At 74.1% G+C, this 13,417-nt stretch carries 13 protein-coding genes; 9 read left to right on the forward strand and 4 right to left on the reverse strand.

Features of this window, described 5'->3' with window-relative positions:
- The first annotated feature begins 17 nt into the window (after window positions 1-17).
- The 4 genes from HL054_RS20695 to HL054_RS20710 all read left to right on the forward strand — a co-directional run bounded on the left by HL054_RS20695 (window position 18) and on the right by HL054_RS20710 (window position 3,909).
- Window positions 18-911 carry a glucose 1-dehydrogenase gene (locus HL054_RS20695; protein WP_369140993.1) on the forward strand — a complete coding sequence of 298 codons (894 nt, stop codon included), beginning with the start codon at window positions 18-20 and terminating at the stop codon, window positions 909-911.
- Complete coding sequence (locus HL054_RS20700) at window positions 908-2,746, forward strand: glycoside hydrolase family 15 protein (protein ID WP_369140994.1); 1,839 nt, start codon at window positions 908-910, stop codon at window positions 2,744-2,746. The genes HL054_RS20695 and HL054_RS20700 overlap by 4 nt, the downstream gene beginning before the upstream one ends.
- Window positions 2,747-2,850: 104 nt before the next feature.
- A complete protein-coding gene (locus tag HL054_RS20705) occupies window positions 2,851-3,282 on the forward strand; it encodes a hypothetical protein (RefSeq protein WP_369140996.1) in 432 nt (143 codons plus the stop codon).
- 33 nt (window positions 3,283-3,315) lie between these two features.
- Complete coding sequence (locus tag HL054_RS20710) at window positions 3,316-3,909, forward strand: helix-turn-helix domain-containing protein (RefSeq protein ID WP_369140997.1); 594 nt, start codon at window positions 3,316-3,318, stop codon at window positions 3,907-3,909.
- A 34-nt stretch (window positions 3,910-3,943) separates the two neighbouring features.
- On the opposite strand, the gene HL054_RS20715 is transcribed toward HL054_RS20710, so the two are convergent.
- Window positions 3,944-4,219 carry a hypothetical protein gene (locus tag HL054_RS20715; protein ID WP_369140998.1) on the reverse strand — a complete coding sequence of 92 codons (276 nt, stop codon included), beginning with the start codon at window positions 4,217-4,219 and terminating at the stop codon, window positions 3,944-3,946.
- A 141-nt stretch (window positions 4,220-4,360) separates the two neighbouring features.
- On the opposite strand from HL054_RS20715, the gene HL054_RS20720 reads away from it, so the two are divergent.
- The gene (locus tag HL054_RS20720) at window positions 4,361-5,209 is read left to right on the forward strand and encodes a formate/nitrite transporter family protein (RefSeq protein WP_369140999.1); all 849 of its coding nucleotides are present in this window, start codon (window positions 4,361-4,363) and stop codon (window positions 5,207-5,209) included.
- 65 nt (window positions 5,210-5,274) lie between these two features.
- Here HL054_RS20720 and HL054_RS20725 read toward each other — a convergent pair whose 3' ends face one another.
- Entirely contained in the window at window positions 5,275-7,923 is a 2,649-nt protein-coding gene (locus tag HL054_RS20725; RefSeq protein WP_369141000.1) for an ExeM/NucH family extracellular endonuclease, read from the reverse strand.
- 204 nt (window positions 7,924-8,127) lie between these two features.
- Here HL054_RS20725 and HL054_RS20730 point away from each other — a divergent pair, with 204 nt between their 5' ends.
- Window positions 8,128-9,963: a bifunctional metallophosphatase/5'-nucleotidase gene (locus HL054_RS20730; RefSeq protein ID WP_369141001.1), complete on the forward strand. Its 1,836-nt coding sequence runs from the start codon at window positions 8,128-8,130 to the stop codon at window positions 9,961-9,963.
- A gap of 71 nt (window positions 9,964-10,034) precedes the next feature.
- On the opposite strand, the gene HL054_RS20735 is transcribed toward HL054_RS20730, so the two are convergent.
- Window positions 10,035-10,280: a hypothetical protein gene (locus tag HL054_RS20735; RefSeq protein WP_369141003.1), complete on the reverse strand. Its 246-nt coding sequence runs from the start codon at window positions 10,278-10,280 to the stop codon at window positions 10,035-10,037.
- Window positions 10,281-10,428: 148 nt separating this feature from the next.
- Here HL054_RS20735 and HL054_RS20740 point away from each other — a divergent pair, with 148 nt between their 5' ends.
- The 3 genes from HL054_RS20740 (at window position 10,429) to HL054_RS20750 (ending at window position 12,636) form a co-directional block, all read left to right on the forward strand.
- Window positions 10,429-11,469, forward strand: coding sequence for a glutathione S-transferase family protein (locus HL054_RS20740; protein WP_369141004.1), 1,041 nt, complete (start codon window positions 10,429-10,431; stop codon window positions 11,467-11,469).
- A 70-nt stretch (window positions 11,470-11,539) separates the two neighbouring features.
- The gene (locus tag HL054_RS20745; protein ID WP_369141005.1) at window positions 11,540-11,860 is read left to right on the forward strand and encodes an EthD family reductase; all 321 of its coding nucleotides are present in this window, start codon (window positions 11,540-11,542) and stop codon (window positions 11,858-11,860) included.
- A gap of 8 nt (window positions 11,861-11,868) precedes the next feature.
- The gene (locus tag HL054_RS20750; RefSeq protein ID WP_369141006.1) at window positions 11,869-12,636 is read left to right on the forward strand and encodes a hypothetical protein; all 768 of its coding nucleotides are present in this window, start codon (window positions 11,869-11,871) and stop codon (window positions 12,634-12,636) included.
- A 165-nt stretch (window positions 12,637-12,801) separates the two neighbouring features.
- Here HL054_RS20750 and HL054_RS20755 read toward each other — a convergent pair whose 3' ends face one another.
- On the reverse strand, window positions 12,802-13,389 hold the full coding sequence (locus HL054_RS20755; RefSeq protein ID WP_369141007.1) for a TIGR03086 family metal-binding protein: 588 nt from the start codon (window positions 13,387-13,389) through the stop codon (window positions 12,802-12,804).
- Between the last annotated feature and the right edge of the window lie 28 nt (window positions 13,390-13,417).

Here is a 13,417-nt window from a genome sequence, read left to right on the forward strand (position 1 = left end):
CCGGGCACCGCCGGGTCATGGCCGACCAGTTCACCTTCACCGACCCGACCACGATGTACCGCACCGACGGCTTCCCCGAGCAGCACCAGGACGCCCCCGGCCTCGTCGAGGACCTGGCGCCCGGCGCCGACCACGGTGAGCAGAGCTACCGCGGCACCGGCCGGCTGCCCGGCCGCAAGGCCCTGGTCACCGGCGCCGACTCGGGCATCGGCCGCGCTGCGGCCATCGCCTTCGCCCGCGAGGGCGCCGACGTCGTCCTGAACTACCTGCCCAGCGAGCAGTCCGACGCCGAGGAGGTCGCGCGCCTGGTGGAGGAGGCCGGCCGGAAGGCGGTGCTCGCCCCGGCCGACATCTCCGACGAGGCCGCCGCCCGCGCGCTCGTGCACACCGCCGTCGAGGCGCTCGGCGGGCTGGACATCGTGGCCAACGTCGCCGGCAAGCAGACCTGGGTCGACGACCTGGCCGACGTCACCAGCGAGCAGTTCGACGCCACGTTCAAGACCAACGTCTACGCGCTGTTCTGGATCGTGCAGGAGGCGCTGCCGCACCTGCCCCCGGGCTCGACGATCATCAACACCAGCTCGATCCAGGCCTACTCGCCCTCCCCCGGCCTGGTCGACTACGCGACCACCAAGGCCGCGATCAACACGATGAGCAAGGCGCTCGCCCAGCAGCTCGCCCCCAAGGGCATCCGGGTCAACGTGGTCGCCCCCGGCCCGTTCTGGACGCCGCTGCAGGCCACCGGCGGGCAGCCCACCGAGGCGCTGCCGGAGTTCGGCCAGGAGACCCCGATGGGCCGCGCCGGGCAGCCCGCGGAGCTCGGTCCGGCCTACGTCTACCTGGCCTCGGCGGAGTCCAGCTACGTCACCGGCGAGACCCTCAACGTCAACGGTGGGATGCCGACCCCGTGACCTCCGCCGAGCGCCGCCCGCACCTGCACTGGGGAGCGGGCGGCGCCCCGGCGCCGGTGCACGAGCGGGACGCCGCCGGCTACGCCGACCTGCGCTCCTACGCCGCCATCGGCGACGGCCGCACCATCGCGCTGATCGCCCGCGACGGCCGCATCGACTGGCTGCCGCTGCCGGAGATGGACGCCACCCCGGTGTTCGGCGCGCTGCTGGACGCCGAGGACGGCGGCTGCATCGAGCTGTGCCCGGACGAGGACTTCACCGTCGCCCGGTCCTACGTCGAGCACACCAACGTGCTGGCCACGACGTTCACCACCACCTCGGGCACGGTGCGGGTCACCGACGCGCTCAACTCCGGCATCGCCGGCCGGCTGCCGTGGTCGGAGCTCGCCCGGCGCATCGAGGGGCTGACCGGGTCGGTGCGGATGCGGGCCGCCGTCCGGCCGGGCACCTGCCTGGGCACCGCCTCGCCGTGGGTGCACCAGACCGCGCACGGTCCGGTGCTCCGCGTCGACGGGCTCACCCTCGCCGTCCGCACGCTCGGCGCGGACGACGTGCGCGCCGGCGACCGGCGGATCGACGTCACCTTCACCACCGCCCCCGGCTCGCGGCAGCTGCTCGGCCTGGTCGGCACCGAGCGCGAGCCGCTGTTCCTGCCCCGCGCCGAGGACGTCGACCGCGGCATCGACCGCACCGTCGACAACTGGACCGCCTGGATGGCCGAGTTCTCCTGGGACGGCCCGTGGGACACCGCCGTCCGGCGGAGCACGCTGCTGCTCAAGCAGCTGATCCACGCCTCGAGCGGGTCGATGGTCGCGGCGGCGACCACCTCGCTCCCGGAGAGCCGGACGGTGGCCAAGAACTGGGACTACCGCTACGCCTGGGTGCGCGACTCGGCCTACGCGCTCACCGCGCTGTTCCGCTTCGGGCTGCGCGAGGAGACGCACGGCGCGATCAGCTGGCTGCTGTCCACCGTGCGCCGGCTCGGCCCGGAGCCGCAGGTCGTCTACGCCCTGGACGGCGGGCCGGTGCCGGCGGCGGAGTTCCGCGACGTCCCCGGCTGGCGCGGGTCGTCCCCGGTGGCCATCGGCAACGACGCCGCCGGGCAGCTGCAGCTCGGTGTGTTCGGCGACCTGTTCGCGATCGTCTCGCTGTACGTGGAGAACGGCAACGTGCTCGACGCCGAGACCGGCCGGCTGCTCGCCGAGGTCGCCGACCTCGCCTGCGACCGGTGGCAGGCGAAGGACTCCGGCATGTGGGAGCTGCCCGAGCTGCGGCACTACACGACCTCCAAGCTGGGCGCCTGGATGGCGCTGACCAAGGCCGTCGAGCTCGCCGAGGCCGGGCAGATCCCGGGGGACGACGCCCGGTGGCGCAGCGAGGCCGCCCGGATCAGCGCCTGGGTGTCGGACAACTGCTGGTCCGCCGACCGCGGCGCCTACGTCTGGTACCCGGGCAGCGACCAGCTGGACGCCTCGATCGTGCTGCACGCGATCAGCGGGTTCGACCGCGGCGAGCGGATGAGCTCGACCCTCGACGCGCTGCGGTCCGAGCTCGGGGACGGCCCCCACCTGTACCGGTTCAGCGGCGCCGCCGAGGAGGAGGGCGTCTTCCTGGCCTGCTCCTACTGGCTGGTGTCGGCGCTGACGCTGTGCGGGCGGGTGGACGAGGCGCGGGCGCTGATGGACGAGCTGATGCCGACGGCCAACGACGTGGGCGTGCTCGCCGAGATGCTCGACCCGGCCACCGGCGACTTCCTGGGCAACCTGCCGCAGGCGCTGTCGCACCTGGCGCTGGTCAACGCGGCGATCACGGTGTCCGAGGCCGCCGCCTCCTAGCAGCTCCAGCGCGTTCCGGCTGCCGGGTCGCCGGTCCGCTGTGGACGGCGGCGGGGGCTGTGGACGGCCGCCCCGCGGGGGCCGCGCGCTGCCACGGTGTCGACATGACGACACCGCTCTCCGACGTCCCCGTCCGCTCCGCCGCCGACCTGACCCGGCGCTGGCACACCGTGCTCGCACCACCGGTGTTCGGCGGCCGCAGCCTGTGGCTGGCCTGGTTCGACCGCGACGGGCGGATGCTCCCGGTGGTCGTCCCGGTCGACGAACTGCCCCGGCTGCCCGACCACGAGACGCTGCGCGGCCTGCTGTCGCTGCACGACGCGGTCACCGAGCAGACCGACTGCGCCGACGGCCACCTGGCGATCGCGCTGTGCCGGCCGGGCACCGGCGTGCTCACCGCGGACGACGACGAGTGGGCCGAGGCGCTCCGCGAGGACCTGGACGACGGCATCGACGGCACCTGGAGCCTGCACCTGGCCGCCGGCGGGTCGGTGCTGCCGGTCGTGGCACCACCCTCCTGGGCATGGCGTCGTTGACAAGAGCGGTTGCCATGACGGCAAACTATTCAGATGGACGACATCGACGGCGTGCTCCAGGCGGTCGGCCCCCGGCTGCGGGCGCTGCGGCAGCGCAAGGACACGACGCTGACCCAGCTGTCGGAGACGACCGGCATCTCGATCAGCACGCTGTCCCGGCTGGAGTCCGGGCAGCGCAAGGCGACGCTGGAGCTGCTGCTGCCGCTCACCCGGGCGCTGCAGGTGCCGCTGGACCAGCTGCTCGACGAGCCGCCGTCGACCGACCCGCGGGTGCACCCCCGGCCGGTCGAGCGCAACGGCATGACGCTGCTGCCGCTCACCCGGCGCCCGGGCGGGCTGCAGGCCTACAAGCTGGTCATCCCGCCCGGCTGGCCGGCCGGGGAGTTCGAGCTCAGGTCGCACGAGGGCTACGAGTGGCTGTACGTGCTCAACGGCCGGTTCGTCCTGCACCTCGGCGACCAGCAGCTGGTCCTCACCCCGGGCGAGGTGGTCGAGTTCGACACCCACCTGCCGCACGCGCTGACCAACCCCGGCCCGGCACCGGTCGAGCTGCTGGGGCTGTTCGGGCCGCAGGGCGAGCGGATGCACGTCCGCGCCCGCCCGCGGTCCGGCGAGCCGGACGACTGACCGGCCGCACCCCCGCCGGCGCCGGCCGGACGGCTCAGTCGCTGCCGCCCCCGCCTCCACCGCCGCCGTCGGAGCCCCCACCGCCGTCGGAGCCGCTCCCGTGGTCGCCGCCACCGTGGTGGCCGCCGCCGTCGTGGTCGGGCCGGCCGTCGCCTCCGTAGCCGTGCGGCGCGGCGCCGCCACCGTCCCCGGTCGCCACCGCACCGCCGTCCGCGCGCCGGTCAGCACCGCGGGCCGGGCCGCGGCTCCGGGACGTGCGGACGAGCAGCAGCACCACGACGACGACCACGACGAGCACCACGATCTTCACGCCGCGATCGTGTCGAGGCCGTCGCCGCCGCGCCAGCCGGACGCGCCGAGGGCAGCTCGACGGGCAGGATCGTCCGGCATCCAGAACGCTGTCCCCGGCGGCTCAGCACCGGCCGCCGCGGGCACTCACCCGGAGGCGTCGATGTCCGACCGCGAACCGCAGGAGATGGCGCAGGCCGCCGTCGCGACCGGCACCAAGAAGACCCACCGCAGCTGGGACCGGGTGCTGGTGAGCGCCTTCCTCGCCGGCGCCTACATCGCGTTCGGGGCGCTGGTGGCGATCACCGTCTCCTCCGGCCTCGACCCGGCGACCTGGGGCACGCTGCCGACCCTGTTCATGGGCGCGGCGTTCACCCTCGGCCTGGTGCTCGTGCTGATCGCCGGGTCGGACCTGGCGACCGGCAACATGATGCTGGTCCCGCTCAGCGCGATGCGCGGGCGGATCAGCGTCGGCGACGTCGCCCGGAACCTGACCCTGGTGCTGCTCGGCAACCTGGTCGGGGCAGTGGTGGTGGCGTACTTCCTCGCCGTCCAGACGGGGGTGATCGGCGACGCCGGAGCCGACGGCAGCCCCGGGCTCACCTACGAGCGGCTGGCCGCCATCGCCGAGGGCAAGGCACTGGGTGAGTCGCCGTGGCAGACGTTCCTGCGCGGCGTGGGCTGCAACTGGCTGGTCTGCCTGGCGGTGTGGATGTCCCTGGCGTCCAAGACCGTCTCCGGCAAGATCCTGGCGATCTTCTTCCCGATCATGGCGTTCGTGGCGATGGGCTTCGACCACGTGGTGGCCAACATGTTCTTCCTGCCGGCGGCGGTCTTCGCCGGGGTCCCGGACCTCGGCTGGGGCGACGTGCTGCTCAACTGGCTGTTCGCCGGCGTGGGCAACCTGGTCGGCGCGGTGGTCTTCGTGTCGACGTCCTACTGGTACCTGTTCCTCAAGGACCAGCCCGACGAGGCCCCGAGCACCCCGGCACCGGACGCCGAACGGGCCTGAGCCCGGACGACGGACGGCGACGCCCCGGGGTGCGGGGCGCCGCCGTCGTCGTGCCGGGGGTCAGCTCAGTAGTCGGCGCCGTCCTGCTCCTCGCGGCCGGTGCCCCGGCCCTGGTCCAGGACGTCGGTGCCGGAGCCGCCGGTCAGCGTGTCGCTGCCGTTGTCGCCGTACAGCGTGTCGTCCCCCGCGCCGCCCAGCAGCACGTCGTCGCCGTTGCCGCCGCGGATCACGTCGTTCCCGTCACCGCCGCAGAGGACGTCGTCCCCGTTGCCGCCGGTGAGGGTGTCGTCGCCACCCAGCCCCATGACCACGTCGACGCCGTTGCCGCCGTGGATCACGTCGTCACCCGGGGTGCCGACGATCGTGGGCACCAGGCCCTGGCAGAGCTGCGGCTCCGGCTCGACCACCGGGCCCCGCAGGTCGATGCCGAGCAGCAGCGGGTCGTGGTCGCTGGAGCGGTACGGGTCCGCCGCGTACAACGTCGGGTCGCCGCTGTACTGGTAGGCGAAGGACTCCACCGAGTTGATGTTCCAGTGCACGACCTCGGTGACCTTGGCGGTGAGCTCGGCGGTCGCCAGCGCGTGGTCCAGCGAGCCGGAGAGCGCGTCGAACACGTAGCTGTACCGGCCGGGGTCGAACTGCTCCCCCAGGTCGGTGAAGCCGGCGGTGCGCAGCGCCTCGATCGGGTCCTCCTGGCTGTAGGCGTTGAAGTCGCCCATCAGCACCACGTCCGGGTCGCCCGTGCTGGTCCGCAGCTGCTGGGTGAAGGTCGCCAGCGAGGCCGCCTGCCGCACCCGGTCGCCGTTGAAGGAGCCCTGCCCGGTGTCGGCGTTGTCACCGGTGCCGCTGCCGCCCTTGGACTTGAAGTGGTTGGCCACCACGGTGAACGCGTCGCCCTGGGCGGTGAACGTCTGGGCGATCGGCTCGCGGGCGTTGGACCACACGGTCTCGTCGACCAGCCCGACCGACGCACCGACGGGGGTGACGGCGGCGGGCTGGTAGATGATCGCGTTGCGGATCACGTCCCGCTGGACCCCGTAGAGCTCCGCGGGGAACGCCACGAAGGCCCACTTCTCGGTGCCCGCGTCGGCGTTCAACCGGTCCACCAGGTCGGCCAGGGCCGTGTCGGCGTCACCGGGCGTCAGGCCGGTGGAGTCGGAGTCCTCGATCTCCATCAGCGTCACCACGTCGGCGTCGAGCGCGTTGATCGCCGGCACGATCTTGCCGGCCTGCTCCTCGAGCTCGGCCTGGGTGGTGGCGCCGCGGCCCGCCCCGCCGAGGGTGAGGAAGTAGTTGAGCACGTTGAACGCACCCAGCTGCACGTCACCGCCGACCTCGCCGGGCGTGGCCGGCCGGGTGTCCTGCGCAGCGAAGACGCCGTCGGCGGTGCCGTCGGCCGGCTGCAGGCGCCAGGCGTCGAACCCGTACCCGAGCACCAGCGGCTCGGTGAAGGTCAGCTCGTCGCCGACCCGCACCGGGGTGGTCGGCGACAGGTAGGGGGCGGTGGCGACGGTGACCTGGGTGCTGACCGCGTCGTCGAGCACGATGCTGCGCAGCGCGTTCGCCGCCGCGATCGCGTCGGCCTCGGCGCCGGGACGAGCCAGCTCGGTCGGCTGCACCAGCAGCCCGCCCTCGGACAGGGTCAGCTCGCCGTAGGTGGTGAGGTCGAAGACCTCGCTCACGGTCAGGGTGTCGGCCGGCGCGACCAGCATCCCCTCGACGCGCTCCCGCGCGGCGTCGTCGGCCGGCAGGTCCAGCGCGGTCGCCGCCGGCAGGTCCGCGACGGTGCCGTCGGCGCAGATGCCGACGTTCGCCTGGCCGCGGACCTGGGTCTGCCCGAAGTACTCCTGGGCCGTGCCGGTCACCGCCACGGTGTCGCCCAGGCCCACCTCGACGGCGGAGAAGACGAAGACCCCGTCGGAGGTGGTGGCGTCGCCGTCACCGTCGGCGTCCTGCAGGTAGAAGCCGGACAGGCCCGGGACGTCGCCGACGACGACGCCCCGCACGGTGACCGTCGTGCCCTCCAGCGGGGTGGTCGCGCCGGTGCCCTGGACCCCGCCGACCTGGTGCGTCTCCACGGCGTCGCAGACCTCGCCGGAGGCCGGCGGCGGCTCCACCGGGCCGGCGGCTGCCGGGTTCACCGCTCCGGGGGTGGCCGCGGCCGGGCCGGACCAGACGAGCGCGTCGGTGGCGGCGTCGTACCGGCGGGACAGCGACTGCCCCGCCGGCTCGGTGCCGGCCTCGCTCACGCCGACGTCGGTGCTGGTGGTGCCGGCGGCCGGACCGCCCGTGGCGGTCATCGTGCCCTCGTAGGAGAGGAACTCCAGCACGGCGCCGGCCGCGTCGACCAGGGCGATGGCGTCGGGTCCACCGTTCTGGATGCCGTTGGCCGGGTACTCGACGACGGCCACCGCGGGCGCGTCGGCCGGCGCGGTCACCACCGGCAGCGCGTCGGTGTCGTAGACGGCGCCGTTGCCCCCGTTGTAGAGGACGACGGACAGGCCGGCCGACGTCGTGCCCGGCGGCAGGTGCACCTCGACGAACTCACCGGCGTCCGTACCGGCGTTGTCGTAGTGGAACTCGGACAGGTACGGCGTGGCCGGCGGCGCGGCAGCGGCGACCGCCGGGAGGCCGACGACGGCCAGGGAGGCGCCGACGACGCCGACGGCGGCGCGTCGCGCGGTGGTGCGGGGACTGCCGGGAGGCAGGAGCACGAAGGGTCCTTCCACAGGGCTTGCTCGGTCGAGGACGGTCCGACGCTACGAGCGGGTCGTGAACACCAAACTGACGGTAAGTGATCCTTGCGTGACTCCGCGCGTTGAACTGAGCCTGCGCAAGGAACTCATTCTCCGTTCACATGCCGGTCCGGAGCGGATGGCATAGTCGCCAGCTCCGTGCCCGTCCGACCTCGGAGCGTCATGCCCTTCTCGTCCCTGCGCCGCAGCGCCGTCGTCCTCACCGCTGCGACGGCCACCCTCGCCGGCGGCGCGCTGACCGGCCCCGCCCTCGCCGCGCCGCCGGCCACGAAAGCCGACTTCACCCTGACGATCCTGCACGCGAACGACCTGGAGTCCGCGCTGCTGCCGGTCGCCGGGAACGACGGCGTCACCGCCCCCGACGGCACCGTCACCACGCCCGCCACCCTGTACGGCGGGGTCGACCGGTTCGTCGAGCTGATCCAGCAGGAGCAGCAGGCCGCCGGCACCGGCAAGCCCGCTGCCGGGCAGGCCGGCAAGCGCGGCGTGCTCACCATCTCCGCCGGCGACAACTTCCTCCCGGGCGCGCAGCTCGCCGCCAGCGGCGAGGACCCGGACCAGCCGGTCTACGACGCCACCGCCTTCGCCGCGGCCGGCTTCGACGTGTCGATCCTCGGCAACCACGACTTCGACCAGACGCCGGACTTCCTGGACCGCTGGCTCGACGACGTCGGCGACGGCACCACCTTCGTGGCGGGCAACCTCGGCTTCGACGCCGAGCCCGCCCTGCTGGCCCAGGTCGAGGACGGCACGATCGTCCGCACGCACGTGGAGAAGGTGAAGGGCGAGCGGATCGGCATCATCGGGCTGACCACCCCGGACCTGCCGCTGCTGACCAGCTCACGCGGCGTCACCGTCGACCCGGCGCTGGCGGAGATCGCCAACGCCCAGGCCGCCGCCTACGCCGCGGCCGGCGTGGACAAGGTCGTGCTCGTCTCCCACCTGCAGGACATCGACAACGAGCTCGCGCTCGCCGCCCAGCTGCGCGGCGTCGACGTCATCGTCGGCGGCGGCGGCCACGAGCTGCTGGCCAGCCCGGGCGACCCGCTGGTGCCCAACGGCGTGACGCCCTACGGCCCCTACCCGCTGACCCCGACCGACGCCGACGGCGAGATCGTCCCGGTCGTCACCACCAACGCCCTGTACAGCTACGTCGGGCGCCTCGTGGTCACCTTCGACGCCGCCGGCGAGGTCCTGGCGGTCGACGACGCGGCCTCCCGGCCGCTGCCGGTCATCGCCTCCGGACCGGGCGCGCTGCCCGTCGACGAGGCGGTCGCCCGGGACGTCGTCGCGCCGGTGCAGGAGTACGTCTCCTCGCTGGCCCAGCAGGTCATCGCCACCTCCGAGGTCGCGCTCAACGGCATCCGCAACGACGTCCGGAGCATCGAGACCAACCTCGGCGACTTGGCCACCGACGCCCTGCTCGCCGCCGGGCAGCGCGAGGCCGCGGCCGCCGGCGTGACCGCGCCGGTCGTGGCCCTGCAGAACGGTGGCGGCATCCGGAACGCCAGCGTGATCCCGGCCGGGCCGATCACCGCGCTGGACACCTACACGGTGCTGCCGTTCGCGAACTTCGTCGCCGTCGCCCCGGCCATGCCGGTCGAGACGTTCATCGCCGGCGTCGAGCACGGCCTCGCGGGCACCGTCACCGACGGCGTCCTGCAGCCGGCCGGCTCGTTCGCCCAGGCGGCCGGCTACCGGGTCAGCTACGACCCGGACCTGCCCGCCGGGTCGCGCGTCGTCGACCTGGTGCTGGACGACGGCACGGTGCTGGTGCAGGCCGGCCAGCCCACCGGTGCGCTGAGCACGATCTCGGTCGCCACGATCGACTTCCTGCTCCGCGGCAGCGACGGCTACCCCTTCGCCGGGGTGGACTTCACCGTCCTGCCGGTCACCTACCAGCAGGCGTTCCAGACCTACCTGACCACGGACCTCGGCGGCGTCGTCACCGCCGAGCAGTACCCGGTCGCCGGCCTGGGCCGTATCACCGCCGTCTGACCGGACACGCACGCCGGCCCCGTCCCCGCAGCTGTGCGGGGACGGGGCCGGTGTCGTCGGCGCGGGCTCGCTCAGTCCGGCGGGCCGGCCTGTCCCTCGTCGACGGCGGCGGCCTGCTGGGCCCGGCGCGCGCGCAGCGACTCCAGCAGCACGTAGCCGAACAGCACCGTCCAGGCGAAGCTGAGGAACGCCTCGCCCCACTGCGCGTCGATGACCTTGGTCACCAGCTGGTACAGGTTGTAGACGACCGCGACCCCGGCGAGCACCTGCACCCCGACGTTGCCGAACCAGGGCGGGCGGAACGGAGCAGCGGCCATGCCCCCAGGCTAGGCGACCGCAGCCCCTCCCCGCGGTTGCGCCCGGCAGCACGTGTCCCGGCGTCCGACGGGTGGACGAGGGCGCCGGAGCGGCCGGCCGGGCGGGCGTCACGTCGCGCTGCGGCCCCCGACCGAGGACTCTGGGGCGGTGAGCAGCGAACAGAGCGGCAGCGGCTACGTCGCGCCCGGCCAGGAGTACCAGCGCGACCAGAACTACATCACCGACCGGATCACCGCCGACGGCTCCAGCGGCTGGCCGGTCGAGCCCGGCCGGTACCGCCTCGTCGTCGCCCGCGCGTGCCCGTGGGCGAACCGCGCGACCATCGTCCGGCGGCTGCTCGGGCTCGAGCAGGTCATCTCGATGGGCATCTGCGGCCCCACCCACGACGAGCGCAGCTGGACGTTCGACCTCGACCCCGGCGGCCGCGACCCGGTGCTGGGCTACGAGCGGCTGCAGGAGGCGTTCTTCGCCCGCGACCCGCAGTACCCGCGCGGCATCACGGTGCCCGCGATGGTCGACGTCCCCACCAAGGCGGTCGTCACCAACGACTTCAAGCAGATGACGCTGGACTTCTCCAGCGAGTGGCGGGAGTTCCACCGCGACGGCGCCCCCGACCTCTACCCCGAGCAGCTGCGGGCGGAGATGGACGAGGTCATCGAGCGGGTCTTCACCGAGGTCAACAACGGCGTCTACCGGTGCGGCTTCGCCGGCTCCCAGCGCGCCTACGACAAGGCCTACGACCGGCTCTGGACGGCGATCGACTGGCTGGAGGAGCGGCTGGCCACCCGCCGGTTCCTGATGGGCGACACGATCACCGAGGCCGACGTGCGGCTGTTCACCACGCTGGCCCGGTTCGACGCGGTCTACCACGGCCACTTCAAGGCCAACCGGCAGAAGCTCAGCGAGCTGCCGGTGCTGTGGGCCTACGCCCGCGACCTGTTCCAGACCCCGGGGTTCGGCGACACCACCGACTTCCCGCAGATCAAGGAGCACTACTACGTGGTGCACGCCGACATCAACCCGACGCAGATCGTCCCGCTCGGGCCGGACACCTCGAACTGGCTGACCCCGCACCACCGCGAGGAGCTCGGCGGCAGCCCGTTCGGCGACGGCACCCCGCCCGGCCCGGTCGCCGCCGGCGAGGAGGTCCCGGCCGCCCACGGGCCCGGCGGCATCGGTCACCGCTGACCCGCGGCGGTCTGCTTTGCTGACCAACGCGTCCGGGCAGCGCAGCCCGGCCACCGAGGAGGAGAACGCAGTGGTGCACAGACTCGTCGTCCAGTACGGCCAGCCGACCGACCCGGCCGAGTTCGACCGGCACTACCGGGACGTGCACGTCGGGCTCGCCCAGGCGATCCCCGGGCTGGTCCGGTTCACCATCGGCCACCCCCGCTCGATGGACCCGACCGCGCCCGGCCCGTACCTGATCGCCGAGCTCGACTTCGAGTCCGCCGAGGCGATGGCGGCCGGGATGGGGTCGGAGGCCGGCCGCGCCGCGGGTGTCGACGTCGCCACCTTCGCCACCGGGGGCGCCAGCATGGCCAGCTTCGACCTGGACGACGTCAGCCCCGCCGGCTGACCGTCCCGATGCCCGGCCGGCCGGCGTTCGAGCTCCCCACCGCGGGCCCCGACCCGCTGCCGTGGGACACCGCCCTGGCCGCCGTCCTCGGGTACGCCCGGGGGCGACGGCCGTTGCGCTACCGCTCGCCGATCGAGCGCGAGGGGCGCTGGGTGCAGGTGCCGGCCTTCGGCTTCGAGCGCTTCGACCGCCGTCCGGTGCCGGCCGGCCCGCTGGGCGACGACGACGTGCTGGTCGCGGAGGGGCTGCACGGCCGGCTCGACCCGGACGGCTGGGCGGCGGTCCGGCGGGCCTTGGACGACGTGCAGCCGGCCGCGGACGCCGCCGTCGCGCACGCCGCCGGCCGGCCGTTCTGGGAGCTGCCGGACGACGAGCTGTCGGTGCTCGGCGAGCCCGGCACGCTGGGCGCGGCGCTGCGGGGGCTCGGCGAGCCGCCCGGGCCGCAGGACCGCTACGTCGTGGCCGCGCTGCACCACCGCCGTCCCGAGCTGGTGCCGCTGGTCACCCGCACCACCTGGTTGCCTGCCCTGCCGCACCTGCGGGAGGGCGACAGCGGGGTCGCCGCCGTCGTGCACCGGGAGCTGCGCGCGAACGCCGCCGCGTTCGGCGCCCTCGAGGACGAGGTGGGCCGGCTGCTCGGGCACCCGCTGACCCGATTGCGGCTGCACGACCTGCTGCTCTGGCTGGTCACCACCCTCCGGCTGCCCGCCGCCGTCGCCCTCGGCCGCGCCACCGACGAGTGGCAGCACTCCCCCGCCACCGCCCTCCCCGCCTGACCCCCTCCCCCTCACGCTTTCGCGCGTCTTTCCGCGCGCGCAAAGACGCGCGAAACCACGCGCGTGGGAAGACGCGCGAAACCACGCGTGGGAAGGCGCGCGAAAGCGCGCGTGGAAAGGCGCGCGAAAGCGCGCGTGGAAAGGCGCGCGAAAGCGCGCGCCGGGTCAGTTGGGGGGCGTCCAGGAGGGGTCGCGGCCGGTCAGGCCGAGCAGCCGGTCGAAGACCGGGGCGTCGTCGGGCACCGGCACCACCGGGCCGTAGATGGTGTCCCGGCCCTCGGGCGCCGCGGCGGCGAACTCGTACGCGTAGTCCAGGCACGCCTGGACCGCGGCCGGGTCGGGCTCGTACAGCTGCCCGGTCGCGACGGCCAGGTCCCAGCCGTGCACCAGCACCTCGTTCAGCGCGACCCGGCCGGCCCAGGACGCCGGCAGCGGCACCCCACCCGCCTCGGACTCCCCCGCCCACGCCGCCGGGTCGCGCCACGCGGCCGCCAGGTCGTCCAGTTCCGGCGGGATCCGGGTGCGCCAGTCGGTCGGCAGCGTCTCGGCCGCGGCCACGGGCTCCCCGGTGGGCTGCTTGAGCGCGGCCTGCCGCAAGCCGAGCGCCAGACCGTGCACGTGGTCCAGCAGCGCGGCCACGGTGGTGTCCGCGCACGGCGTCGGGCCGGTCAGCTGGTCGTCCCGCACGCCGGCGACCACGCGGTTCGTCGTCGCGACGGCAGGACCGAGGTCGAGCGGCGTCGTCATCGTCATGCAGCAGGGACCGGCGGACCGTCGGGAA

This window comes from Modestobacter versicolor, from assembly GCF_041028285.1.
GTDB classification, from domain to species: domain Bacteria; phylum Actinomycetota; class Actinomycetes; order Mycobacteriales; family Geodermatophilaceae; genus Modestobacter; species Modestobacter versicolor_A.

Excerpts from the sequence above, each read along its gene's own strand:
- HL054_RS20695 (WP_369140993.1), top strand. The coding sequence starts at position 18 with ATGGCCGACCAGTTCACCTTCACCGACCCGACCACGATGTACCGCACC.
- HL054_RS20705 (WP_369140996.1), top strand. The coding sequence starts at position 2,851 with ATGACGACACCGCTCTCCGACGTCCCCGTCCGCTCCGCCGCCGACCTG.
- HL054_RS20710 (WP_369140997.1), top strand. The coding sequence starts at position 3,316 with ATGGACGACATCGACGGCGTGCTCCAGGCGGTCGGCCCCCGGCTGCGG.
- HL054_RS20720 (WP_369140999.1), top strand. The coding sequence starts at position 4,361 with ATGTCCGACCGCGAACCGCAGGAGATGGCGCAGGCCGCCGTCGCGACC.
- HL054_RS20730 (WP_369141001.1), top strand. The coding sequence starts at position 8,128 with ATGCCCTTCTCGTCCCTGCGCCGCAGCGCCGTCGTCCTCACCGCTGCG.
- HL054_RS20735 (WP_369141003.1), bottom strand. The coding sequence starts at position 10,280 with ATGGCCGCTGCTCCGTTCCGCCCGCCCTGGTTCGGCAACGTCGGGGTG.
- HL054_RS20750 (WP_369141006.1), top strand. The coding sequence starts at position 11,869 with ATGCCCGGCCGGCCGGCGTTCGAGCTCCCCACCGCGGGCCCCGACCCG.
- HL054_RS20755 (WP_369141007.1), bottom strand. The coding sequence starts at position 13,389 with ATGACGATGACGACGCCGCTCGACCTCGGTCCTGCCGTCGCGACGACG.